This window comes from Ramlibacter sp. Leaf400 (assembly GCF_001424545.1).
Lineage (GTDB): Bacteria > Pseudomonadota > Gammaproteobacteria > Burkholderiales > Burkholderiaceae_C > Ramlibacter.
Genome location: NZ_LMQL01000009.1, coordinates 423,003 through 446,343, shown reverse-complemented (window position 1 = coordinate 446,343; position 23,341 = coordinate 423,003). Strand labels below are relative to the sequence as shown.

Annotated in this window: 19 protein-coding genes and 2 pseudogenes; 9 read left to right on the top strand and 12 right to left on the bottom strand. The window is 72.8% G+C overall.

The genetic code is table 11. The annotated features are described in order from the left end of the window. Positions 1 to 82 precede the first annotated feature (82 nt). From ASG30_RS10335 to ASG30_RS10325, 3 genes are read right to left on the bottom strand one after another with little or no spacing between them, the layout of a single operon-like run. Positions 83 to 1,696, bottom strand: coding sequence for an MFS transporter (locus ASG30_RS10335; RefSeq protein ID WP_055895578.1), 1,614 nt, complete (start codon positions 1,694 to 1,696; stop codon positions 83 to 85). After that, on the bottom strand, positions 1,696 to 2,334 hold the full coding sequence (locus ASG30_RS10330; RefSeq protein ID WP_055895576.1) for a retropepsin-like aspartic protease family protein: 639 nt from the start codon (positions 2,332 to 2,334) through the stop codon (positions 1,696 to 1,698). Before ASG30_RS10330 ends, ASG30_RS10335 begins: the two co-directional genes overlap by 1 nt. Before the next feature lie 14 nt (positions 2,335 to 2,348). Next, the gene (locus ASG30_RS10325) at positions 2,349 to 2,834 is read right to left on the bottom strand and encodes a YajQ family cyclic di-GMP-binding protein (protein WP_055895574.1); all 486 of its coding nucleotides are present in this window, start codon (positions 2,832 to 2,834) and stop codon (positions 2,349 to 2,351) included. A 43-nt stretch (positions 2,835 to 2,877) separates the two neighbouring features. Here ASG30_RS10325 and murB point away from each other — a divergent pair, with 43 nt between their 5' ends. From murB to ASG30_RS10310, 3 genes are all read left to right on the top strand, one after another. Further along, positions 2,878 to 3,927: a UDP-N-acetylmuramate dehydrogenase gene (murB, locus tag ASG30_RS10320; protein WP_055895571.1), complete on the top strand. Its 1,050-nt coding sequence runs from the start codon at positions 2,878 to 2,880 to the stop codon at positions 3,925 to 3,927. Positions 3,928 to 4,132: 205 nt separating this feature from the next. Next, complete coding sequence (locus ASG30_RS10315) at positions 4,133 to 5,932, top strand: autotransporter assembly complex protein TamA (RefSeq protein WP_055895570.1); 1,800 nt, start codon at positions 4,133 to 4,135, stop codon at positions 5,930 to 5,932. An 8-nt stretch (positions 5,933 to 5,940) separates the two neighbouring features. Then, positions 5,941 to 9,675 carry a translocation/assembly module TamB domain-containing protein gene (locus ASG30_RS10310; protein ID WP_055895568.1) on the top strand — a complete coding sequence of 1,245 codons (3,735 nt, stop codon included), beginning with the start codon at positions 5,941 to 5,943 and terminating at the stop codon, positions 9,673 to 9,675. A 497-nt stretch (positions 9,676 to 10,172) separates the two neighbouring features. Here ASG30_RS10310 and ASG30_RS10305 read toward each other — a convergent pair whose 3' ends face one another. Both ASG30_RS10305 and ASG30_RS10300 read right to left on the bottom strand, forming a co-directional pair. After that, a complete protein-coding gene (locus ASG30_RS10305) occupies positions 10,173 to 11,252 on the bottom strand; it encodes a hypothetical protein (protein WP_055895566.1) in 1,080 nt (359 codons plus the stop codon). A 26-nt stretch (positions 11,253 to 11,278) separates the two neighbouring features. Further along, on the bottom strand, positions 11,279 to 12,637 hold the full coding sequence (locus ASG30_RS10300) for a hypothetical protein (protein ID WP_055895565.1): 1,359 nt from the start codon (positions 12,635 to 12,637) through the stop codon (positions 11,279 to 11,281). 114 nt (positions 12,638 to 12,751) lie between these two features. Between ASG30_RS10300 and ASG30_RS10295 the strand changes: the two genes are divergently transcribed. The 3 genes from ASG30_RS10295 to ASG30_RS10285 all read left to right on the top strand — a co-directional run bounded on the left by ASG30_RS10295 (position 12,752) and on the right by ASG30_RS10285 (position 15,807). Continuing rightward, positions 12,752 to 13,678 (top strand): Bug family tripartite tricarboxylate transporter substrate binding protein, encoded by a 927-nt coding sequence (locus tag ASG30_RS10295; protein ID WP_162243725.1) that lies wholly within the window; start codon positions 12,752 to 12,754, stop codon positions 13,676 to 13,678. 18 nt (positions 13,679 to 13,696) lie between these two features. Further along, positions 13,697 to 14,656 (top strand): LysR family transcriptional regulator, encoded by a 960-nt coding sequence (locus ASG30_RS10290; protein ID WP_055895910.1) that lies wholly within the window; start codon positions 13,697 to 13,699, stop codon positions 14,654 to 14,656. Between the two features lie 332 nt (positions 14,657 to 14,988). After that, complete coding sequence (locus ASG30_RS10285; RefSeq protein WP_055895561.1) at positions 14,989 to 15,807, top strand: hypothetical protein; 819 nt, start codon at positions 14,989 to 14,991, stop codon at positions 15,805 to 15,807. A 29-nt stretch (positions 15,808 to 15,836) separates the two neighbouring features. On the opposite strand, the gene ASG30_RS10280 is transcribed toward ASG30_RS10285, so the two are convergent. Together ASG30_RS10280 and ASG30_RS10275 are read right to left on the bottom strand one after the other, a co-directional pair. Beyond that, positions 15,837 to 16,628: a WecB/TagA/CpsF family glycosyltransferase gene (locus ASG30_RS10280; RefSeq protein ID WP_055895559.1), complete on the bottom strand. Its 792-nt coding sequence runs from the start codon at positions 16,626 to 16,628 to the stop codon at positions 15,837 to 15,839. Between the two features lie 202 nt (positions 16,629 to 16,830). Then, complete coding sequence (locus ASG30_RS10275; protein ID WP_055895557.1) at positions 16,831 to 17,868, bottom strand: VWA domain-containing protein; 1,038 nt, start codon at positions 17,866 to 17,868, stop codon at positions 16,831 to 16,833. Positions 17,869 to 18,003: 135 nt separating this feature from the next. Between ASG30_RS10275 and ASG30_RS10270 the strand changes: the two genes are divergently transcribed. Genes ASG30_RS10270 through ASG30_RS22965 form a run of 3 tightly spaced genes read left to right on the top strand, consistent with a single transcriptional unit; the run spans position 18,004 to position 20,242 of the window. Continuing rightward, complete coding sequence (locus tag ASG30_RS10270; RefSeq protein WP_055895556.1) at positions 18,004 to 19,224, top strand: hypothetical protein; 1,221 nt, start codon at positions 18,004 to 18,006, stop codon at positions 19,222 to 19,224. Between the two features lie 46 nt (positions 19,225 to 19,270). Continuing rightward, on the top strand, positions 19,271 to 19,939 hold the full coding sequence (locus ASG30_RS10265; protein ID WP_055895554.1) for a Vgb family protein: 669 nt from the start codon (positions 19,271 to 19,273) through the stop codon (positions 19,937 to 19,939). 15 nt (positions 19,940 to 19,954) lie between these two features. Continuing rightward, positions 19,955 to 20,242 (top strand): DUF899 family protein, encoded by a 288-nt coding sequence (locus tag ASG30_RS22965; protein ID WP_055895553.1) that lies wholly within the window; start codon positions 19,955 to 19,957, stop codon positions 20,240 to 20,242. Here ASG30_RS22965 and ASG30_RS10255 read toward each other — a convergent pair. The 5 genes and pseudogenes from ASG30_RS10255 to ASG30_RS23185 all read right to left on the bottom strand — a co-directional run. Next, positions 20,203 to 21,591 (bottom strand): MATE family efflux transporter, encoded by a 1,389-nt coding sequence (locus tag ASG30_RS10255; RefSeq protein ID WP_082522016.1) that lies wholly within the window; start codon positions 21,589 to 21,591, stop codon positions 20,203 to 20,205. The genes ASG30_RS22965 and ASG30_RS10255 overlap by 40 nt on opposite strands. 188 nt (positions 21,592 to 21,779) lie before the next feature. Further along, a pseudogene (locus ASG30_RS23195) lies at positions 21,780 to 21,851 on the bottom strand (short-chain dehydrogenase); the annotation flags it as partial. A gap of 71 nt (positions 21,852 to 21,922) precedes the next feature. Next, positions 21,923 to 22,528, bottom strand: a complete 606-nt coding sequence (locus ASG30_RS10245) for a TetR/AcrR family transcriptional regulator (protein WP_055895548.1) — start codon at positions 22,526 to 22,528, stop codon at positions 21,923 to 21,925. A gap of 118 nt (positions 22,529 to 22,646) precedes the next feature. Further along, positions 22,647 to 22,877 carry a TRIC cation channel family protein gene (locus tag ASG30_RS23190; protein ID WP_442965686.1) on the bottom strand — a complete coding sequence of 77 codons (231 nt, stop codon included), beginning with the start codon at positions 22,875 to 22,877 and terminating at the stop codon, positions 22,647 to 22,649. Positions 22,878 to 23,215: 338 nt separating this feature from the next. Continuing rightward, a pseudogene (locus tag ASG30_RS23185) lies at positions 23,216 to 23,296 on the bottom strand (hypothetical protein); the annotation flags it as partial. Positions 23,297 to 23,341: the final 45 nt, after the last annotated feature.

The window sequence follows — 23,341 nt, the reverse complement described above, 5'->3', positions numbered from 1 at the left end:
GCGACCGGCCCACCATGAGCCCGGGCCAGGCACCGCCTGCCGCGCGGGCGCACTGCCCAATTGAGCAGCGACCCAAAGGAACCTACTCCCGCTCCACCACGTACCTCGTCACCTTAGGCGGCTCCTCCCCCAGATGGAACCCCAGCCGCCGATCCCGCACCTGCGCATCCGCCGCCGTGATCCGGTCGAACCGCCGCAGGTGCTCGATCCACGACTCGTCCGTGATCTGCTCCACGTAGCGCCCCGGCTCCGACAGGTCGTGCAGCAACTGCCAGCCCAGAGCCCCCTGCGCCAGACGGCTGCGCCGGCTCTCCTCCATCACCGCCAGGAATTCCTTCTCCCGCGCCGGGTCGATCAGGTACTCGATGCACAGCTGGATGCGCCCCGACCGCGCCGGCGCCGGGATGTCCGGCACCTTGATCACGTGCGAGGGCGTCAGGTCCTCCTCGGTGCCGCGGTCGGCCATCAGGCGTTGCACCACGAACATCAGGATCACGCCGGTGAACGCGGCCACCGTGAGGCTGTCGCGCAGGCTGCTCCACGTCGCGACCTGGCCCCAGAACGCCGCGCCGGCGGCGGTGGAGCCCATCAGGCACATCTGGTAGATCGACATGCCGCGCGCCCGCACCCAGTCGGGCAGGGCCATCTGCGCGGCCACGGTTAGCGAGTTGGCCACCGTGATCCATGCCATGCCCGACACCAGCATGGCCGGCACCGCGAACCAGATGCTGGGCGCGTAGGCCACGGCCAGCGTGCCCAGCGCCTGCAGCACGGTGCCCAGGAACACCAGCTTTTGCAGCGGCAGCCGGGCCCGGATGCGCGGCATGTTGAGCGCCGCGAAGATGGCGCCGGCGCCCATGGAGGCCAGCAGCACGGTGAACGTGCCGGCCGAGCCGCCCGGCAGGCCGCGCGCGACCAGCGGCAGCATGGCCAGCTGCGCGGTCGAATGCAGGAAGAACACCGAGATGCGCAGCAGGATGCCCCGCATGCGGCTGGACTGGCGCACGAACTGCACGCCCACCCGCATGGCGCTGGCCAGGCGTTCGCGGCCCAGCGGGCTCTCCTTGTGCTCGCGCCGCCAGCGCATGATGATGACGCCGGCGATCACCGACACCACGGCGTTGAGCACGAACACCCAGGCGCTGCCGGCGCTGGCGATGATGGCGCCGGCCACCAGCGGGCCGATGATGCGCGAGCCGTTCATCGCCACGCCGTTGAGCGCCAGCGCCTGCGGCAGCTGCGGCCGCGAAACCACCTCCGGGATGATGGCCGCGAACACCGGCCAGCGCATCGCCAGGCCCACGCCGTTGGCGAAAGTCAGCGCCAGCAGCAGGCCGGGACTGAGCCAGTCCATCAGGATCATCGCGCACAGCACCAGGGCGGTGCCGGCCACCCAGAACTGGGTGAACATGAAGTAGCGGCGGCGGTCCAGGATGTCGGCCAGCGCACCGCTGGGCAGGCCGAGGAAGAAGACCGGCAGGGTGGAGGCCGACTGCACCAGCGCCACCCACAGCGGCGTAGGCGCGATCGACGTCATCAGCCAGGCGGCCGCGACGTCGTTCATCCACATCGTGGTGTTGGCCGCGAACCAGGTGAACCAGAGCATCCGGAAGACCGGATTGCCTAGCGGGCCGAACGCGGTGACGGGCGGGCTGACCGGCGGCGGCTCGAGGGTGGCGCGCTCGGGGTCGGACATCAGTAGCGCCGCTCGAGCACCATCTGGTCGTTCTCGCGCCGCATCTGGAACCGGGTCAGGAAGCTGTTGCCCAGCAGGATGTACGACATCGACTGCGGGCTCACCACCGCCTCCACGTTGCGCACCTCCACGTCGCGGATGCGCACCGACGCGAGCGTGACGCGCCAGCCGCCGACCACGCCGTTGGCCGTGCCCAGGCGCACCGGCTGGCCGGACTTGTAGTCCAGGCCCAGGCGGTCGGCCTCGGCCGCGCCGATGCCGATGCTGGTGGCGCCGGTGTCCACCATGAAGTAGGCCGCGCGGTTGTTGATGCTGCCTTCGGCGAGGAAGTGGCCCCCGGTGCCGGCGGTGAGCACGATCTTCTGCCCGCTGGGGGCGTCGCCGCTGCCGCCCACGCTGGCGGGTGCTTCGCCCACGCGCAGGGTCTGGCGCCGGCCCCCGAACTCCAGCACGGCCTGGTCGCCGGAGGTGGAGACCACCTTGACGCCCCGGTGCGAATCACCCGGCGCCACCGGCTTGGGCGCGGAGCCGTCGACGATCAGCAGGGCCCGGTTGCCCATCATGCCCTGCAGGGCGACCGATTGCGCCCAGGCCGGGACGCCGGCGAGCAGGGACAGGGCCAGGAGCGCCGTGCGCATGCGGGGACCCGCCTTCAGTCGCGGAAGTTGTTGAAGGACAGGGGCAGGTCGCTGATCTCCTTGCGGATCAGGGCCATGGCCTGCTGCAGGTCGTCGCGCTTGGCGCCGGTGACGCGCACCGCGTCGCCCTGGATCGCGGCCTGCAGTTTCAGCTTGCTCTCCTTGATGAGCTTGGTGACCTTCTTGGCCTGCTCGGACTCGATGCCGCTGCGCACCTTGACGACCTGCTTGACCTTGTCGCCGCCCATCTTTTCGACCTTGCCCTTGTCCAGGAACCGCACGTCGACGTTGCGCTTGGCCAGCTTGTTCGTGAGGATGTCCTCGACCTGGCCGAGCTGGAACTCGGCGTCCCCGAACAGGGTGATCTCCTTGTCCTTGATCTCGATGGCCGCCGACGTGCCCTTGAAATCGAACCGCGTGCCGATCTCCTTGGCGGTGTTGTCGACGGCGTTCTTCACCTCGACCAGGTTGGGCTCGCAGACTGTATCGAATGACGGCATTGCTCTTCCCCGGCGCCTCGCGCGCTTGGGCGACAATTCTCCCATGATCGTGGAGCACAACGTCTCCCTCGCGCCGCACAACAGCTTCGGCATCGTCGCCAAGGCGCGGGAACTGGTGCGCGTGCGCGGCGAAGCGGACGTGCAGCAGCTGCTGGCCGACCCCCAGCTGGCGGCCCGGCCCAAGTTCGTCCTGGGCGGGGGCAGCAACATCGTGCTCACCGGCGACGTGCGGCCGCTGGTGCTGAAGGTGGAGATCCCGGGCCGCCGGGTGGTGGAAGACGGCCCGCGGGCCACCGTGGTGGAGATCGGCGCCGGCGAGAACTGGCACGACTCGGTGCGCTGGACGCTGGACCAGGGCCTGCCCGGGCTGGAGAACCTGGCGCTGATCCCCGGCACCGTGGGCGCGTCGCCGGTGCAGAACGTGGGCGCCTACGGGGTGGAGCTGCAGGACCGCTTCGAGTCGCTGGACGCCATCGACCTGCTCACCGGGCGGGTGTTCACGCTGGACGCGGCCCAGTGCGCCTTCGGCTACCGCGACTCGGTGTTCAAGCACGTGGCGCCCGAGGGCGAGAGCGCGCGCGGCATGGGCCTGGCCGGGCGGGCGATGATCCTGCGCGTGCGGCTGCGGCTGCCCAAGCCCTGGAAGCCGGTCCTGGGGTATTCCGACCTGGAACGCAAGCAGGCCGAGAGCGGCGTGCACGAACCCACGGCGCGGCAGATCTTCGACTGGGTGTGCGCCATCCGCGGCGCCAAGCTGCCCGACCCGCGCGTGATCGGCAACGCCGGCAGCTTCTTCAAGAACCCGACGGTGACGCCGGAGCAGTGCACGGACATCATCGCCCGCGAACCGGGCATCGTTCACTACCCCATGCCCGACGGGCGGGTGAAGCTGGCGGCCGGCTGGCTGATCGATGCCTGCGGCTGGAAGGGCAAGTCGGTGGGCAACGCCGGCGTCTACGAAAAGCAGGCGCTGGTGCTGGTCAACCGCGGCGGCGCCACCGGCGGCGAGGTCGTCACCCTGGCCCGCGCCATCCAGACCAGCGTCTACGAACGCTTCGGCATCCGGCTCGAGCCGGAGCCGGTGGTGGTCTGAGCGCCGGGCCCGGTTTTCGGCAAGCTCAGCCCGAACGGCCGGCCCCACGGTCGCGCTGGCCCCGGCCGGTTGCGGCCTCAGCCTACGCGGCCGGGCTCCGGCCCTGTTCATAGTTCAGGCGCGCGCCCGCTCACAGGGCGCTGGATGCCTGCACGACAACATGAAGCACGGCCTGCTCGCGCATGCTCGAAGATGGTGGACCGCCATGCTCTGGACCCTCCTGGCCGCCGGCACGGCGCTGGCCCAGGAGCCGCCACGGTCGTCGCCCCCGCCCGAAGGAGGGCCTGAACGTCCCGCCTTCAACCTGGAGGTGCGGGCGCCCGACAACGTGCGTGAACTGCTGGAGCGCCACCTCGAACTGCAGCGCTACCGCTGGGTGCCCGACCTGGACGAGGCCGAGCTGGCACGGCTGCTGCGCCTGGCCGAGCGCGACGCCCGCGAGCTGATCGGCACGCTGGGCTACTTCGCGCCCCGGCTGGACATCCGCCGCGAACCCGGCGCCGCGGGCGGCGTGCCGGTGGTGGTGGTGGAGGTCGAGGCCGGCGAGCCGACCACGATCTCCGAGGTGGACATCCGCTTCGAAGGCGACATCGCCGGCTCCGAGGCGCCCGACGCCATCCTGCAGCGCGACCGCATCCGCGAGCAGTGGCGACTGCCGGCCGGCCGCCGCTTCACCCAGGAGGCCTGGGACGACGCCAAGTCGCAGGCGCTGCGCGAGCTGGTGGCGCGCCGCTACCCGGCCGGCAAGGTGGGGTTCAGCCTGGCCGACGTCGACGCCGCCACCCAGCGCGCAAGCCTCGGGCTGCGGCTGGACTCGGGCCCGCTCTTCAAGTTGGGCGAGATGCAGGTCGGCGGCATGGAGCGCTACGACCCGGTGCTGGTGCCGCGCCTGGCGCGCCTGCCGCCGGGGACGATCTACGACCAGGACCGCATCCAGCGCGCCCAGCTGCGGCTGGTGGGCAGCGGTTACTTCGACTCGGCCTTCATCTACGTCGACCCCAGCTCGGACCCCAACGCGGCGCCGGTGCAGGTGAGCGTGCGCGAGTCGCCGCTGCACAAGGTGGTGCTGGGCGTGGGCCTGTCCACCGACGCCGGCCCGCGCGTCAGCGCGGAGTACACGCACAACCGGCTGCCCGGACTGGGCTGGCGCGCGGTCACCAAGATGCAGCTGGACCGCAAGGCGCCCTTCATCAGCTCCGAGCTGTCCGCCGTGCCCGGCGCCGATGGCTGGCGCTGGGGCGTGGCCGGCCGCATCGAGCGCGTGGACGACGACGAGCTGGTCACCCACAGCCAGATGCTGCGCGTGGGCCGCTCGCGCAGCGAGGAACGCATCGACCGCAACGTGTACGTGCAGTTCGACCGGTCCAACGTGCGCGCCGACGTGGGCGCGCCGCCGCCGGCCGACACCGGCGACGGCACGGCGCTGAGCGCCAACTACGTCTGGTCCGGGCGCTACTTCGACCGCACGCCTTACCCCTCGCGCGGCTTCGCCGTCGGCGCCGAGGTGGGCGCCGGCATCACGCTGGTGGGCAGCCGCAGCCCGTTCCAGCGCACCGTGCTGCGCGGGCTGCAGATCCAGCCGCTGGCGCGGGGACGCCTCCAGTGGCGCGCCGAGGGCGGCGCCGTGCTGGCGTCGCGTGCCGCGCGCGTGCCGTCCACCCAGCTGTTCCGCACCGGCGGCGACACCACGGTGCGCGGCTACGGCTATCGCGACATCGGCGTGCTCCAGCCGTCCGGCGTGGTGGGCCCGGGCCGCTACCTGGCGGTGGGCAGCATCGAGTGGCAGCAGCCGATCCGCCGCGACGGCGTGGAGACGGATTTCGAGGGCGTGGTGTTCCTGGACGCCGGCGCGGTGGCCGACCGGGTGCGGGACCTGGAGCCTTCGGTGGGCATCGGCACCGGCGTGCGGTTGCGCAGCCCGCTGGGCCCGGTGCAGGTCGACCTGGCCTACGGCGTCGAGCCGAAGCGATTGCGGCTGCACGTGAACCTGGGCACCACGTTCTGAGCGCGGCGATGCGAGTCCTCAAGGTCCTGGGCGGGGTGGTGCTGGCGGTCCTGCTGCTGGCCCTGTGCGCCCTGGCCGCGGCGTGGTGGTGGGCCGGCACCGAGGGCTCGGCGCAGTGGGCGCTGGCGCAGGTGGCGCAGCGCCAGCCGCTGGTGGCCGAGAACGTCACCGGATCGCTGCGGCACGGGCTCAAGGCCGGCCGCCTGGCCTGGCGCCAGGACGGCCTGGGGGTCGAGGCGCGCGAGGTGGAACTGGCCTGGCGCCCGCTGGCCCTGCTGCAGCGCTCGGTCGAACTCTCGCGGCTGCATGCGGCGCAGGTGAAGGTGACCGACCGCCGGCCGAGCACCGGTGAGCGCCCGCAGCCGCCGCCCTCGCTGACGCTGCCGGTGCGCGTGGAACTGGACGACCTGCGGGTCGACCGCATCGAATGGGTGGGGGGCGCCACGATCGAAGTGCGCGACCTCTCGGCGGGGTACGTCTTCGACGGCCTGGCCCACCGGCTGGACCTGCGCAACGTGCGCGTGTGGGACGGCCACTACCGCGGCCAGCTGCGGCTGGGCGCGGGGGCCGGGCTGCCGCTGGACGCCTCGCTGCAGGGCCGCATCAACGCGCCCGTGCCCGGCGCTCCGGCGACGCTGCCGCTGGTGTTCCAGGCCACCGCCAACGGCGAGCTGGCGGCCCTGGACGTGCAGGCCGAGGTGCAGGGCGAGCCCGGCAGCGCCGCCTTCGGCGCCACCCAGGCCAGCCTGTCGGCGCGGGTGACGCCGTTCGCGCCCGTCCCGATCGCCGACGCCACCGCCGACGTCAAGGCCTTCGACGCCGCCGCCCTGTGGCCCAAGGCGCCGCACACCTCGCTGTCGGGCCGGGTGGCGGTGCAGCCGCAGGGCACGACCACCTGGACGATCAACGCCGACCTGCGCAACGCGCTGCCCGGCCCCTGGGACCGCCACCGCGTGCCGGCCGAGCGCGTGCGGCTGCAGGGCGACTGGCGGCTGCCCGGACGGGCCCTGGTGCGCGAACTCGAGGCCCAGGTCGGCGGCGGCCGCGTGCTGGCCCGCGGCCAGTGGGAGGCCGAGGACGCCTGGCGCGTCGAAGGCACGCTGACCGGCGTCAACCCCGCGGCCGTGCACACGGCGATGGCGCCGCTGCCGCTCAGCGGCCGGGCGACGGTGCGGGCGCAGGGCACGGCCTACCTGTTCGACACGCAGCTGGAGGCGGCTGGCGCCCGCGCACCCGCGCCGCGCGCCGGCCCCAACAACGAACTTGCCGCCACGGTGGTGGCGCTGGAGCTTCGCAAGCTGCAGGCCAAGGGGCGCTGGGCGGGCGAAGAGCTGTCGCTGCCGCTGCTGGTGGTGAACACCGCCGACGCGAAGCTGGATGCCGCGCTGGACCTGCGCCCCGGCGCGCGGTCCGGCCGCGGCCGCGCGGACCTGGAAGCGCCCGGCCTGCGCGTGCGGGCCGTCGGGTCGATCGGGCCGACGACGGGCGGCGGCAATGCACGCGTCATCGCCGCCGACATCGCGAAGGCGCAGCAGTGGCTGATGAAGCTGCCCGGCCTGCCGGCCGCGGTCGGCGAGACGCTGCTGGCCGGCCGCGGCGACCTGCAGCTGGCCTGGCAGGGCGGCTGGGACGACCCCACCGTGCAGGGCACGCTGTCGCTGCCGCTGCTGCAGGCCGTGGCCGAAGCGGACCAGGCCGCGCCCTGGGCCGTGCGCGATGCGAATGCGCGCGTGGACGGCCGCCTCGCCGATGCGCGCATCGACCTGAAGGCCCAGCTGCAGCAAGGCGCGCGCACGCTGGCCCTGGACCTGGACGGCCGCGGCGGGCGCCGGGCCAATGGCGCCTGGCAGGGCCAGCTGGGGCAACTGCAGGCGGTTGCTCGCGATCCTGGCGTCGGCCCCGGGCCCTGGCGCCTGGTGCTGCGGCGTCCGCTGGACCTGCAGTGGGCCTCGGGCCGCTTCGAGGCCGGCGCGTCGGAGGCCACGCTGGTGGCCCCGCCCCCGGCTGCGGGCGGGGCCAGCACGCAGGCGCTGCTCTCGTGGGAACCGGTGCGCTGGGGCGACGGGCAGCTTCGCACCGCGGGCCGCCTCAGCGGCCTGCCCATGGGCTGGATCGAGCTGTTCGGCGGGCCGCAGCTGACCGGCTCCACCCTCGGCGGCGACCTGGTGTTCGACGGCCGCTGGGACGCGGTGCTGGGCGACACCTTCCGCCTGCAGGCCGCCCTGGAGCGGCGCAGCGGCGATCTCTCGGTGCTGGCCGAAACCGTGGGTGGTGGCACGGCCCGCGTGCAGGCCGGCGTGCGCGAGGCGCGGCTGGTGCTGGACGGGCAGGGCGAGGCGATGACGCTGTCGCTGCGCTGGGATTCGGAGCGCGCCGGCACCGCCGATGCGAGGCTGGCCACGCGGCTGTCGCAGGACGCCGGTGGCTGGTCGTGGCCCGAGACGGCGCCCTTGAGCGGCACGGTGCGGGCGCAGCTGCCGCGGCTGGGCGTGTGGTCGCTGCTGGCGCCCCCGGGCTGGCGGCTGCGCGGTTCGGTGGGCGCCGACGTCGCGGTGGCCGGCACGCGCGGCGATCCGCTGCTCACCGGAAGCCTGCGCGCCGACGACCTCGCGCTTCGTTCCGTGGTCGACGGCGTGACGCTCCAGGACGGGCGCCTGCGTGCGCGGCTCGAAGGGCGGCGCGTGGTAGTGGAGGAACTGCTGATGCAGGGGCCGGGACCGGACGGCGGGCGCATCGCGGGCTCGGGCGAGGGCAGCTGGGTGGGCAACGGGCCGCAGGTGCGCGTGTCCACCACCATCGACCGGCTGCGGGCCAGCACGCGCAGCGATCGCCAGCTCACCGTGTCGGGGCAGCTCGTGGCCAGCATGGATGCGTCGCGCGCGGAGGTGCGCGGCGGCCTGCGCATCGACCGGGCGCGCATCCTGCTGCCGGACGAGGCGGCGCCCAAGCTGGGCGACGACGTGGTGGTGCGCAACCTGCCGCCGGGCGTCTCGCTGGGGCGCGAGCCGGAGCGACGAAACGGCGGCGGTTCGGGCGGACGGCCGTTGCTGCTGGCGGTGAACCTGGACCTGGGCAACGACTTCCGCGTGCAGGGCCGCGGCATCGACACGCGGCTGGCCGGCTCGCTGGTGGTGGCGGGCGAGTCGGTGGGCGAGCCGCGCCTGACCGGCGTGATCCGCACGATGGGTGGCGAGTACCGCGCGTACGGGCAGCGGCTGGACATCGAGCGCGGCGTGCTGCGCTTCACCGGTCCGATCGACAACCCCGCGCTCGACGTGCTGGCGATCCGCCCGCGGCTGACGCAGCGCGTGGGCGTGCAGGTGACGGGCACCGCGCAGGCGCCATTCGTGCGGCTCTACGCCGAGCCCGACCTGCCCGAGGCCGAGAAGCTGGCCTGGCTGGTGCTGGGCCGCCCGGCAGCGTCGGGCGGCGCGGAGACGGCCCTGCTGCAGTCGGCGGCGCTGGCGCTGCTGCAAAGCCGCGCCGGCGGCGGGGGAGGGAAGGGACCGGCGGCGCTGCTCGGTCTCGACGAACTCGGGTTCCGGCGTGACGGTGCCGACGGGCCGGCGGTGACGCTGGGCAAGCGGCTGGGGCGGAATCTGTATGCGTCGTACGAGCGCAGTTTGTCGGGGGCGGTGGGGACCTTGTACGTCTTCTACGACCTGTCGCAGCGGCTGACGGTTCGGGCGCAGGCGGGGGAGAAGTCGGCGGTGGATTTGATCTTCACGTTTGCGTTCGACTGATGCTTGTTTGCCGCGTGGGAGCAGGGTGCGGGGGCGGGCAAAAACCCTCAACGCCCCGCTGCTCGCCTCGTCCCCGCCATTCGCTTTTCTTCGCCACCGTCATCCCCGCGGAGGCGGGGATCCAGTGCTTCCTTGAAGTCCGCTGAAGGCGGACGCTCTGGATTCCCGCCTTCGTTCTTCGCCACCGTCATCCCCGCGGAGGCGGGGATCCAGTGCTTCCTTGAAGTCCGCTGAAGGCGGACGCTCTGGATTCCCGCCTTCGCGGGAATGACGGAACAGGGCGAGCGGGAACGGCGGAGCGAAAAGAGGAGCCGAAGTGACGATGCGGGCCCTGCCCCGCGAACCACCGCTGTCTCCAGCGGCAGGGGGTCCCCGGCGGGGGGGCTCATGCTGTGCCTCTCCGTGCTCACAGAAATCGCCCCCCGCCGGGGACCCCCTGCCGCCGCCCCGAACGCCAAACAAAACATCCCCCCAGCGCTGCTCAGAACCCCAGCCCCTCAACGCCCACACTGCTGCACACCCCTCACCGCCTGCCCCGCCGCCAGACACGGCACCCGATCCAGCACGCTGCCCGACTCGCGCAACTGCTTCGAAGCCACCGTCTGCAATTGCAGCGCATGCAGCGCCGGAATACCCAGCGCACGCGCAGCTCGCTCCGAAGCACCAAAGGAAGCCGGGTCGATGCGCGTGATCGCACCGAACATCACCAGCGCGCTCAGGTAGGCGCCATGCCCGCTGGGATGGAACTGGTCCTCATGCCACCACAGGTCGAACCCCTTCTTCTCCGGGGTGTAGGGATCGCGGAAAGCCACGCCCTCCTGCACCGCACGCATGAACGCCTGGCCCACCGGCACCACGCCAGCGATGCCCGAGTGCGTGGTCGCGGCCTGCGCGTACGCCGACTGCAGGTCGGCCGTCATCGTCTCCAGCGGCTCGCCGGCATAGGGCGAACCCGCCGGGTAGGTGAGGTCGGGCCGGGCCCAGGTCTGGTAGAGGTAGATCGATGCCGTGGGGTTGGCGTTCGGGTTGGCGGGCAGGGTGCGCAGCGCGTTGCTGCCGCCCGGGTACAGCTGCGACTCGCGGTAGGTGCGCGCGTCGCCCACCTGGATGAAGCGCGTGAGCAGGCCCACGTAGGCGTTGAACTGGCCGAAGTCGCCGCCGGCGCGGTTGACGGCCTCGGTGCTGTTGCCCTGCAGGACCACCACGTCCCAGCGGTCCGCGGCGATGTTGGCGCGCAGGTCCCAGCCGGCCGGGTTGGTGTTGAGCAGGTGGCCGCGCAGCGTCGCGCCGCCGCGCAGCGAATGGCGCACGTCCACCTCCAGGCCGGCCTGGTCGGCCAGCGCCTTGAACACGCCCGGCACGCCGCCCCAGGGCTGCGGCAGCGCCGGGTCGTTGCCCAGCGGCTTGGTGATGGAGTTCTCCAGGTTCATGTCCACCACGTTTTCGGTGTTGTAGTTCAGCGCCGGCGGCCGGGTGTAGGTGAAGCTGTTGCCGACGAACAGGATCTTCTGCGGCTGCGCCAGCGAGGGCACGGCGATGCAGGCGAAGGCGAACAGGGCGAGCAGTCTCTTGGACATGGGGCGTGTCTCCTGGGGGTGATGGATCAATGCCGCGGCGTGATGCGCGTCGAAAGCGATGGCGGAACGTAGTCGGGCTGGAAACCGCAGCGCGCGCCCGTCGCCGGCTCCAAGGCCGTGCAGCGCGCCGCGATGGCCGCCGGCGTGGGCTTGTCCCCGCCGCCGGCCCAGCGGCCCAGCGCTTCGAGGAGCGTCACGTACACGGGATCGGCCAGGTAGCTGTGGGTGGCGTGCGAGGTGAAGGTCTGCACCAGGTGGCGGTCGGTGCGGGCGCCCTCCATGGTCCGGCGGAAGCTGTCCTCCACCTCCACGAAGGCCGTGGGGTCGCCGATGCCGTGCACCGTGAGCACGGGCACCGGGATGCGGCCGTCGGGGTCGGTGTCGGCGGCGAACTTCGCCACCGCCTCGGGGTCGGCCGCGTAGCGAGCCACGGTCGCGTTCAGCCGCGCGTCGTCGTCCGAGCCGCGGTACTGCGCCCCCACGTTGCCGAACACGCTGCGCCCCTGCGTGCGCACCTGGGCGATCTCCTGGAAGTGGAAGGTGCCCCAGGCCAGGTGCGAGGGGATGGAGCTCTCCGGGATCTTCAGCGTGCGAACGAGAGTCTCCACCTTGCGCTGCTGCTCCGGCGTGCGCTCGGCCGGCTTGCGGTCCAGCGCCAGGCAGGCGTTCACCCGATCGCGCAGGCCCGCGGGCGTGAGCTTCGAATCGGCCGGCAGTCCCTGCCAGAGGGGATAGGCGGGCTCGTCGGCGCGGGGATGGTTGCCGCACAGCGCCTGATAGATCACCCGCAGGTCCAGCCGGAAGTCGTAGCCGCGCGAGCCGCCGGCCAGCATGCCGCTGGACAGGAGCACGCCGTCGTAGGGCCGGCGCCCCTGCGCATCGGCGGTGAACATCGAGGCGCCCGCGGCGGCCACGCCCGCGCCCCACGACTGGCCATGCAGCAGCGTCGTCTTCGGCACCGCGACGTGCCGCACGAAAAGGCGCCGCAGGCGCTCGGTGTCCTCGGCGGCCGCGCGCACCGCCACGCCGCCCTGGCGGTAGGTGGTGCCGGCCCAGGCATAGCCGGACTTCGGCACGATGGCCCAGCGCTCCAGGTCCTCGACGGTGCGCGCCATCGTCGGCGCGCCCAGGTTGGGCCCGCCGTGCGCGTGCAGGACCAGCGTGCCGTTCCAGGACGCCGGCAGGGCGATCAGGTAGTGCGCGCCCGCGGAGTCCGTGCCGGCCAGGCAGCGCGTGTCCGCCGACACGGCGGCGGGGCAGCTCGTCGGTTGCGGCGCGGCTTCCGGCGTGTCGATCAGCCGTGCGGTGGGGCCGGCGCAAGCCGCCAGCAGCAGGGCCAGCGTGGCCGCGGTCGCGATGCCGGCGCGCGGCAAGGGCGAATGCATGAGTTACGTCTCCTTCCCGGCGGGCGCTTCACCGGGGTGCAGGGACGATAGGGAGGCGTCGTCATAAGGTCAAATAGCGCCAACGTGCCGGTTCGATATCCATAGAATATGACGATGAACCGACGTGGCGTGCTGGCCCTGGCCGCGTGCACCGCGCTCCCCGCGCGTGCGGCGCAGGTGCTGCGCATCGTCGTGGCCTACCCGCCCGGCGGCGTGAGCGACCGCATCGCGCGCGTGCTGGCGCAGCGGCTGGGCCCGCAGCTGCGGATGAGCGTGGTGGTGGAGAACCGCCCGGGTGCGGGCGGTGGCGTCGCGCTGGCCTCGCTGGCGCAGGTCCCGGCCGGCGGCCGCGTGCTCGCGTTCTCCGCCATCAGCCCGCTGGCGCTTTCGCCGCACCTCGGTGCCGCCGCGCCGGCGGTGCAGCCGGTGACGGGCGTGATGCACACGCCCCTGCTGCTGGTGGGCACGCCGGCGCTGGACGCGGACGACTTCGCGGGGATGCTGCGGCAGGCGCGGGCGTCCGCGTCGAAGCTGCGCTGGGCGACTTCGGGCGTGGGCACCATCGGGCACCTCGGGCTCGAGCAGGTGTGCCGGGCCTTCGGCATCGAGGTCGTGCACGTCCCCTACGCGGGCGGCGGGCCGCAGCTGCGCGACGCGCTGGCCGGCCGCTTCGAGCTCTTGTCCACCAACCTGGCGCCGCAGCAGGTCGACTACGTGCGGCAGGGCCGGCTGGTCCCGCTGGCGCTGGGCAGCCCGTCGCGTTCGCCGCTGTTGCCCACGGTGCCCACCTTCGCGGAGGTCGGCGCGCCGCAGGCCAACCTCACGTCCCTGTTCGGGCTGTTCGCGCCGCCCTCCATGCCGGCGGCGGAAGTGGCGCGGTTCAACCAGGCCTGCCGGCGCGTGCTGGACGAGCCGGAGTTCGCGCGCCTCCTGGCCCAGGCCGGCAACATCGCCGCGGGCGGCACGCAGGAGGAGTTCGCGCGAGAGATCGAACGCCAGTCCGAGGCCAACCGGCGGCTGGTCGCGGCCCCGCGCCGCTAGGGAAGGGCACGCATGCAGATCGAGCTGAGGCACCTGCGCTACTTCCTGGCCGTGGCCCGCAGCGGCCACATCACGCGCGCCGCCGAGGCGCTGGGCATCCAGCAGCCGCCGCTCAGCCAGCAGATCAAGGCGCTGGAGGCGCAGCTCGGCGTGCAGCTGCTGCGCCGCCATCCCAAGGGCGTCGAGCTGACGGAGGCGGGCCGCCTGTTCCAGGCCGAGGCCGAACGCCTGGTCGGCGACCTGGCCGGCATGCAGGAGCGCATGCGGGCCTTCTCGCAGGGCATCCGCGGCACGCTGGCGGTGGGGTTCACCAGTTCGGCGGCCGCCCACGCCTTCACGCCGCATGCCCTGCGCATGTGCCGCGGCCGCCATCCCGACATCCAGCTGGTGGTGAGCGAGAACAACGCCGCCGAGATCACCGAGGCGATCTCGGCGCAGCGGCTGCACTGCGGCATCCTGCGCGTGCCCGTCGCGCAGCCCGAAGGCCTGCGCTTCGACACCCTGCTGGAAGAGCCCTCGGTGCTGGCCGTGCCGCGCGACCACCGGCTCGCGCGCGACGCGGAACGCCGCAGGACCCCCGTGGCGCTGCGCGAGCTGCAGGGCGAGACCCTGGTCCTGGCGCGCAGGCCGGGGGCTCCAGGCCTGTACGCCAACCTGCTGGCCGCCTGCGCACGCGAGAACGTGGAGGTGCGCGTGGCCGCCGAGGTCGACCGCATGATGACCAACCTCAACCTGGTGGCCGCGGGCGTGGGCATCTCGGTCGTGCCCGCGTCCATGCAGGGCACGCACGGCAAGGCGATCGTCTACCGGCCGCTGCAGCGCAGCGCGCAGCTCACCGCGCCGCTCACGCTGGTGTACCGCGAGGACGCCTGCGTGGGCCCGACGCTCACCTTCGTCAACCTGGTGAAGGCGGCCGCCAAGGCCTACCCGCGGCCGGAAGCGGCGGCCCCGCGCAAGACCGGCCGACCGCGCCCGTAGCCGCGTCGATTCGCAGCGCGCCGGGCCCCTGGTGACGCCGCCCGCTCGGCTGCGTGCGACTTTCGACACTGCCGGCCGCGCCCTACCGAATCCACTCTCGGCCCCGGTCGCCGGCCCGGTTTCTCCCGCGGCGGTGACCGTCATCAACGAGACCCTGGAGAACCTTCTTGAGTACCACTTCCCTTTTCAGATCGGCGGCCCTTTTTCGTGCCGCGTTGTTGTGCGGAGCCCTGAGCGCTTGCGGCGGGGGAGGCGGGGATGCACCAGCACCGGTCGATCCTCCCGGCCCTCCGGTCGTTGCGCCACCGGCACCCGCCCCCGCACCTGCGCCGTTGGCCTACCTGCTCCATCCGAACAAGGTCGAGGTCTGCCAGATAGACAGCGACGACCTGCTGATCAACTGCGTGGATGCTGGCGGGCTGGCGGGACATCAGGACATGGCTGCGATAGCGGTGGCAGGCTCCGACGCCTACTTTTCCGACTTCTCTGGTGCGGGTTCCCCCGAGGTCATTCACTGCAGCATCGGCGCGAGCGGGGAGCTCTCCGGGTGTGCGGTGGTGGGCTCCTTTGCCGGCCCGTATGGACTGACCATCCACGGGTCGACTCTCTACATCAGCGATGCCGGCTCTCCGCGGATCACAAAATGCGTGATCGAGCCCGACGGCTCATTGAATGCATGTGCCGACGCATTGTTTCCTGACGCCTTGGCGAGTACGGCGGAAAACTTGCAGATCGTGGGTACCACGGCCTATGTCCTGCACTACGACGACGCGAAGGTTTCCAGGTGCGAAGTCGGCGCAGATGGAACCTTGTCCGGCTGTGCGGACGCGGGCGTTCCAGGGCTCAGTGATCCGGAAGGTCTCACCATCCATGGCAGCCATCTCTACGTTGCCAATTACGCCGGGGACAACGTCGTCCGGTGCGTCATCGCCGCCGATGGATCTGGAGCCCTCAACGATTGCAGGGATGCGGGCGCCACGGGTCTGAGTTCGCCCACGCACGTCGCGGTCCGAGGCTCCACGGTCCACATCACCAATTCCGATCCGGATTCCGGCTTGACGCGCTGCACCGCGACAAGCGAAGGGCTTCTGACCAGCTGCACGCGGGTTTTCAGTGAACCCAAGTCCCTCTACGGGATCGCGCTCAGATAGACGCTTCCGAGGTGCCCGGGACGTGCGGCTCAGGCGCCCGTGCGTTGAGCCCGCGCGTCCAGCCGCGCGACGACCGCGCGGCGGAACAGCACGGCCGCGAACGGCAGGTCCTCCAGCACGTAGCGGCGGAACAGGCGGCCGGGTTCCTGCGCGAGGCGGTGCACCCACTCCAGGCCCAGCCTCTGCATCAGCTTCGGCGCGCGCCGCTTGTGGCCGGCGATGAAGCTCAGGCTGATGCCCACGCCCATCCAGCACGCGTGGGGCAGGCGGTTGTGCAGCCGCTGGATCACGCGTTCCTGCTTGGGCGAGCCCATGGCCACCAGCACCATGTCGGGGCGCGCCTGCGCGAGCGTGGCGGACACCGCTTCCACTTCGGCATCGGTGGGCATGTCACTCAGCCAGGGCGAACTGATGCCGGCGATCTGCAGCTTCGGGAATTCCGCCACCAGCTTCTCGGCCGCGGCGCGGGTGGCGGCCGGCTCGCCGCCCAGGAGATAGACGCGCCAGCCGCCCTCGGCCGCGCGGCGGCACAGCGGCTTCACCAGCGACGAGCCCGCGACCCGCTGGGGCAGCGGCGTGCCCTGCAGGTGGCTGGCCCACACCAGCGGCATGCCGTCGGCCACGCGCAGGTCCGCATCCGAATACAGGTCGCGCGAGGCGGGGTCCTGGACGAAGCGGCGCAGGAAATCGAGGTTGGCCGTGACCACCCACAAGCCCTTTCCGCGTGCCAGACTGGCGAAAAGGTGATCGAGCAGTTCGTCTGAACCGACGCTGGCCAGGGCCATGCCGCACAGCTCGACCTTGGGGAAGGCATGTTGCATCCGGCGGATGCTCGGCATCAAGCCTTGGGCGAGATGTGCGATTTGGTAGCGAACCGCGTCAACCCATCGACCGCGAGCCGGCTCGGTGCCTCGCCCGAAACCCGGCAGGGCTGTTACGCCCGGTGACCGTTAGGGCACGCACGGAAGGGTCGAAACTCCTTTGGACGACGACGGCCAACTGATCTGTGCGCAGGCCGCGCCTTCACGCGATGCGGCCGAACCAGACCACCGACAGCCCCGCTGCCGCGAGCGCCAGCAGCGCCGATCCGAACGTCAGAAGGCCCGTAAGTTCGGTCTCGCGCACTTGCACCTGCACGCGCGCGCCCAGCTTCTCGTAGACGCTGCGCAGCATCTCCGCCGTGCCGGCATGGTGGTACTCGCCGCCGGTCATCCGCGCCACTTCGCGCAGCGTGGGTTCGTCCAGCTGCAGGTAGACCGGCATGCCCTCGGGCGTGGCGGCGGCGCCGTCCACCGTGCCCAGGCCCACCACGTGGATGCGCACGCCGCGGTCGGCGGCCATCTTCGCGGCGTCCAGCGTCTCGATGCCGGTCGTGCGGCGGCCGTCGCTGAGCAGGATGATCGCGGCCGATTCGTACGAACCCGGCGCGACGGGGGTGATGGCCTTGGGCGGCGGCTTGTCCTTGTCGTCCAGGCTGCGCCCGTGCGGCCGGTTCCCGAACGTCATCTCGCCGATGTCGAGGTGGTGGTCGGGGAACAGCTCGGCCAGGCACACCACGATGGCGCTGCCCACCGCCGTGCCCATCTGCATCTGGAAGCCGTCGATGGCCCGCACCAGCGAATCGCGGTCCAGTGTCGGCCGCTGGGCCACCTGGCTGCTGCCGGCGAAGGTGACCAGCCCGACTTCGATGTCGCGCGGAAGGTCGCGCAGGAAGGTCTTGGCCGCCTCCTGCGCCGCCACCATGCGCGTCGGCTTGACGTCGGTGACGCGCATGCTCAGGGACACGTCGATGGCCAGCAGGATCGAGGCGCGGGCCCAGGGCAGCGGCACGCGCGCCACCGGCCGCGCCGCCGCGAACAGCAACCCCGAGAAGGCCAGCAGCAGCAGCACCGGCGGGAGGTGGCGCCGCCAGCTGCGGCCCTCGGCCGCCGCGCGCACGATTCGCACGCTGCTGAAGCGCACCGCGGCCTGGCGCCGTCGCCGCAGCAGCCAGACATAGGCCGCCGGCAGAAGGGGCAGCGCCAGCATCAACCAGAGGAACTCAGGCCACAGGTAGGACATGGGCGACGCCCGCAGTGCGGCAACCATCGTGCCCCGGAAGCAGCGGGTTGGCAACCGAGGATCGCTCGCTCGCGGCCGGGTTTTCGAAGAGCCTTGTCGCGCCGCGTTCCGCGATGGACGAGTTAGTCTCTCGCGATGGATTCCCTGATCGCCGCGTCCGCCCGCGCGCTCGCCGGCGGCGACCCGCTCGGCGCGCTCCAGCGGGTGGCGCTGCGCGACGATGCGCCGGCCCTGGCACTGCGCGGCATCGCCATGGCGCAGCTGGGCGAGCACGCGCGGGCCCGCGACTTGCTGCGGCGTGCGGCACGTGCCTTCGGCGCGCACGAAGCGCTCGGCCGTGCCCGCTGCATCGTGGCGGAGGCCGAGGTCGCGCTGGCCCTGCGCGACCTCGGCGGCTCGCCGCGCGGGCTGGACGCCGCGCTGGCCACGCTGGAGCGGCACGGCGACCGCGCCAATGCACTGCACGCGCGCCTGGTCGCGGCCCGGCGGTCGCTGCTGCTGGGCCGGCTCGCCGAGGCCGCGGCGATGCTGGATGCGCTCGACCGCGATGGCCTGCCGCCGGCCCTGGCCGCGGTGGCCGAGCTGACGGCCGCGGAGCTGGCGCTGCGCTCGCTGAGGTCCGCGCCCGCGAATGCGGCGCTGGCCCGGGCGCACCAGGCGGCTTATCGCGCGGGCATCCCGGCGCTGATCGCCGAGGTGGCCGAGGCGCGGTCGGCGCTCGACCGTCCCGCGGCCCGGCGCCTGGCGCAGGGCGTGGAACGTCCGCTGCACCTGGACGAGGTCGAGGCCTTGCTCGCCTCCGAAGCGCTGGTGCTCGATGCCTGCCGCCGCGGGCTCGCCACGGCCGGCGCGTGGCAGCCGCTGGCGCGTAGGCCCGTGCTGTTCTCGCTGGGCCGCTCGCTGGCGCAGGCCTGGCCGGGCGACGTCGATCGCGATGCACTGATCGCCACCGCCTTTCGCACCCGCCGCCCGGACGAGACGCACCGTGCGCGCCTGCGGGTGGAGATCGGCCGCCTGCGTGCGCTGGTCAAGGCGCAGGCCGGCGTCGAGGCGACCGCCCGGGGCTTCGTGCTGGCGCCTCGGAACGGCCGCGAAGTGGTCGTGCTGCTGCCACCGATCGACGGCGAGCAGGCCTCGTTGCTGGCGCTGCTCTCCGACGGCGCGGCGTGGTCGACCTCCGCGCTGGCGCTGGCCCTGGACGCGAGCCAGCGCACCGTGCAGCGCGCGTTGGGGGACCTGCACGCCGCCGGCCAGGTGCGGGCCATCGGCCAGGCGCGGGCGCGCCGCTGGCTGGCGCCGCCGCTGGTGGATTTCACGACAATCTTGTTACTCCCCGCTTCGCTGCCGGGTGCTTAGAGTTGTCTCCAACGCGCCGCTTCGAGGCGCCGCAAGGAGAACGCAAATGCTCGACACCCTCAGCGAACAGCAAGTGGCCGCGCCGGCCGAGATCGTGCGCGAGTACGGCCCCTTCGACGGCGTGACGCAGGTGCACGGCGTCAGCTTCGACGGCCGCCGCGTCTGGGCCGCCACCGGCGCGCAGCTGATCGCCATCGACCCGGGCAGCGGCGAGGTCACGCGACGGCTGGACCGCGCCTGCGACGCCGGCACGGCCTTCGACGGCAGGCACCTGTACCAGATCGCCGAGTCGCGCATCGACAAGATCGACCCGGCCACCGGCGAGGTGGTGGCCTCGATCCCGGCGCCCGGCGAGGGCTGCGACTCGGGCCTCGCCTGGGCCGAGGGCAGCCTGTGGGTGGGCAACTACCGCGGCCGCAAGATCCACCAGGTCGACCCCGCCACCGGTGCGATCCGGCGCACCATCGAGTCCAACCGCTTCGTCACCGGCGTGAGCTGGGTCGACGGCGAGCTGTGGCACGGCACCTGGGAGGACGAGGGCAGCGAGCTGCGCCGCATCCATCCGCAAAGCGGCGAGGTGCTCGCGCGGCTGGAGATGCCCAGCGGCACCGGGGTGAGCGGCCTGGAATCCGACGGCGCCGACCTCTTCTACTGCGGGGGCGGCAACAGCGGCAAGGTGCGCGCCGTGCGGCGCCCGAAGAGCGCACGCGGCTGAACGCGGGAGCACGCCATGGCCTCATCCACCGCAACCAACGGCATCTCCGGCCATCCCGTGGTGGCCGACGAACAGTGGCTCGAAGCGCGCAGGAAGCTGCTCGCCCGCGAGAAGGAACTGACGCACCTGCACGACCAGGTGGCGCGGGAGCGCCGCGCGCTGCCCTGGCGGCGTGTCGCCACCGACTACGTGTTCGACACCACCACGGGCCGCCGCGAACGCGACGTGCCCCACAAGATGGAATGGGTGCGGCACCACGACCGCTACGAGGCCGCGCCGCGTTCCGCCCAGTTCGACAGGTAGGTGGCGGTCGCCAGGCCCACGCCCATGACCAGCAGGCTCAGCGCGATCACGCCGTACAGGGCCTGCGGCGATCCGGCGACGTGGACCGCGATCCAGCCGCCGATCCCCACGACGAGCACCCGCGCGGTGCTGGCCAGCAGCGGCCACGCGAGCCGGCCCGCGCCCTGGGACGCGAAGAACAGCGCCAGCCCCAGCCCGAAGAAGCCGTAGCAGCTGCCGACGATGCGCAGGTAGGCGCTGCCCGCGGCCTGGACCTCGGGGTCGGTGCTGAAGAGCGCCATCCACGCCTGCGGCCAGGTGGCCGCGGCGACGCCGATCAGGCCCGTCAGCGCCCACACCAGTCCGGCACCGGTCCAGGCCACGCGCTTGGCGCGGCCGGCCTGGTGCGCGCCGAGGTTGGTCGCCACCATGGCGGTGAGCGCGCTGCCGATGCCGAAGGCGATGGGCACCAGGATGTACTCCAGGCGCGCCGCGATGCCGTAGGCCGCCACGGCCACGCTGCCGAAGCTGCCCACGTAGACGGTCGCCAGGGCGATGGACGCATTGCTCAGGACCGAGCTGCCGGAGGAGGGCAGCGCCAGCCCGAGGATGCGGCCGAAGGCGCTGCGCTGCAGCTGCCACTTCGGTCCCAGCAGGCGCACGGGCCGGCCGCGGCGGGACAGCCAGGCGAGCAGCGCCAGCGCCGACAGGGCGTTGCAGGTGACGGTGCTCGCGGCCGCGCCCGCCACGCCCAGCGGCGGCAGCGGCCCGGCGCCGAACACCAGCAGCGGGCACAGCACCAGGTGCAGCGCCGTGGTGCCGACCAGCGCCAGCGCGGCCGTGCCCATGTGGCCGGCGCCGCGCGCGATGCCGGCCAGCACATTCACCGACCAGATCGCCGCGGCGCCGGAGAACAGGATGGCGGCGTAGCTGGACGCCTGCGCCAGCACGCGGTCGCGCGCGCCCATCGCCAGGTACAGCGTCGGACTCGACGCGACCAGGGTGAACAGCAGCGACGCCGCCAGCCCCACCAGCAGGGCGTGCTGCGCCAGCCGCGTGGCCTGCGGCGCGTCGCCCGCGCCCAGCGCACGCGCCACCAGCGCGGTGGTGCTGCCGCCCAGCCCGCCGGCGGACATCTGCAGCATCAGCATGGCCAGCGGCAGCACCACCGCCACGCCGGCCAGCGCGTCGGCGCCCAGCCGGCCGACGATGTAGCCGTCGAAGCCGATCACGATGGTGTTGGCGAACAGGCCCAGTACGTTGGGCGTGGCCAGGCGCAGCAGCGTGGGCAGCACGGGCCCGCGCAGCATCCTCTGCGTGGCCGCGGACGGGGCGGGCGGCGCGGATGGGGCGGCGAGGGTGGCGCTCATGCTGCCGCCAGGTACGCCGCCGCCGGCGTGGAAAGGGACTGCTTGACCTGCCTCGTGGCCAGGTCGGCCAGGACTTCATCGACGCCGGCTTCCAGCCCGTTCAGCGCCTCGCGCAGCAGCGTCGCGTCCTGCAGGAACCCGCCGGTCTCGGCCACGCCGTTGTTGATGAGGACGTTCGCGTCGCCGCATTCGCGGGCGAAGGCCAGCCCGATGCCGCGGTTGGCACCGGTGATGAGGACGACGGCATTGGTGAGTTGCATGGGGGCTCCTGTCGATATGATGACCGTCATATGAACGGCCGAGGAAGAAGGCGGCGGGGCGCGGGGTCGGTTCAGCGGCTCTTTTCGCGCCGCGGGGGGTGGTCGAACTGCTCCAGCAGGAAGCGCCGCGACGCGGCCAGGTGGCGGCGCCCGCGGGCGTTGTCGCCCAGGGTGCGGGCGATCTGCAGCGAGCCCACCAGCTGGGCCGCCACGATGCCGGCCGTCTCGGCGGTGTGCCCGGTCGCCAGCGCGGCCTGGACGGCTGCGGTCAGCGATCCGATGCGGGCTGCCCCGGTCGCGCGCACCGCCTCCGACTGCCGCGGAAGCTCGGACGCCAGCGCGGCCACGGGGCAGCCGCTCTCGGCCGACTTCAGGTGCCGGTCGGCCAGGTAGCTTTCCACCAGCGCGCGGAAACGCCCGCCGTCGCCGGCGTCGCTCGCGGCCAGCGACCGCTGCAGCCGCGCCTGGCTGTCCTGGCCGGCGCGGTCCAGCGCCTCGGCCAGCAGGGCGTCGCGCGAGGGGAAGTGGGCGTAGAAGCCCCCGTGCGTGAGGCCCGCGCGCTTCATGATGTCCGCGACCCCGACCCCGGCGAAACCGCCCTCGCGCAGCACGCGCGCGGCGGTGTCGAGGATGCGGTCGTGGGTCAGCTGCTTGCGGCTGGCGGGGGCGGCTTCCATGGCGTTTGGTCGGTTCCTGGAGAGGGACTGTACGGAAATATGATGGCCATCATACGAACGGGGCCATCGCGGCCGGTCGAGCTGGGCCCTCAGCAAGCGCAGCCGGTCCGCCCGGCGTTCACGCCGCGTCGCTGCCGGACGACCACCGGGGCAGGGTGTAGCCGGTGACGAGCGCCACCACGCGCAAGCCGGTGGCGCAAGCGGCCGCCAGGACGAGGGCCAGGCCGTGCGGGACGCCCGCGTGCTGCGCGAACACCAGCACCCACCCGCCGATGAAGGCGCAGATCGCATAGGGCCGGTGGTCGTGGAGAGCGGTGGGGATCTCGTTGCAGACGATGTCGCGCAGCACGCCGCCGAACGTCGCGGTGACACCCCCATGAACACGGCCACGATGCCCGGCAGGTCCTGCGCCAGCGCGAGCTGCGTTCCACTGGCGCTGAACAGCCCCAGGCCCAGCGCGTCCGGCCACTGCATGGCCTTCTCGGTGGGCGCGAAGTGGCGGGCCCGCAGGAACGCCATCGCCCCCGCGCACCCCACCAGCAGGGCCCACAGCCACTCCGAGTGCGCCACCCAGAAGAACGGACGACGGTCCAGCAGCACGTCCCGCAGCGTGCCGCCCCCGAAGGCCGCCAGCCCCGCGACCAGGCAGACGCCCACCGCGTCCAGCCGCTTGCGCGCGGCCTCCAGCAGGCCCGACAGGGCGAAGGCGAGCGTGGCGGTCGCCTCGACGATGGTGAGCAGGAGGGACAGCAGGGGCGTGTTCGACATGGGGGGATTGTCCTGGGGCGCGACGGCCGTGGACAGGCGGGGGCT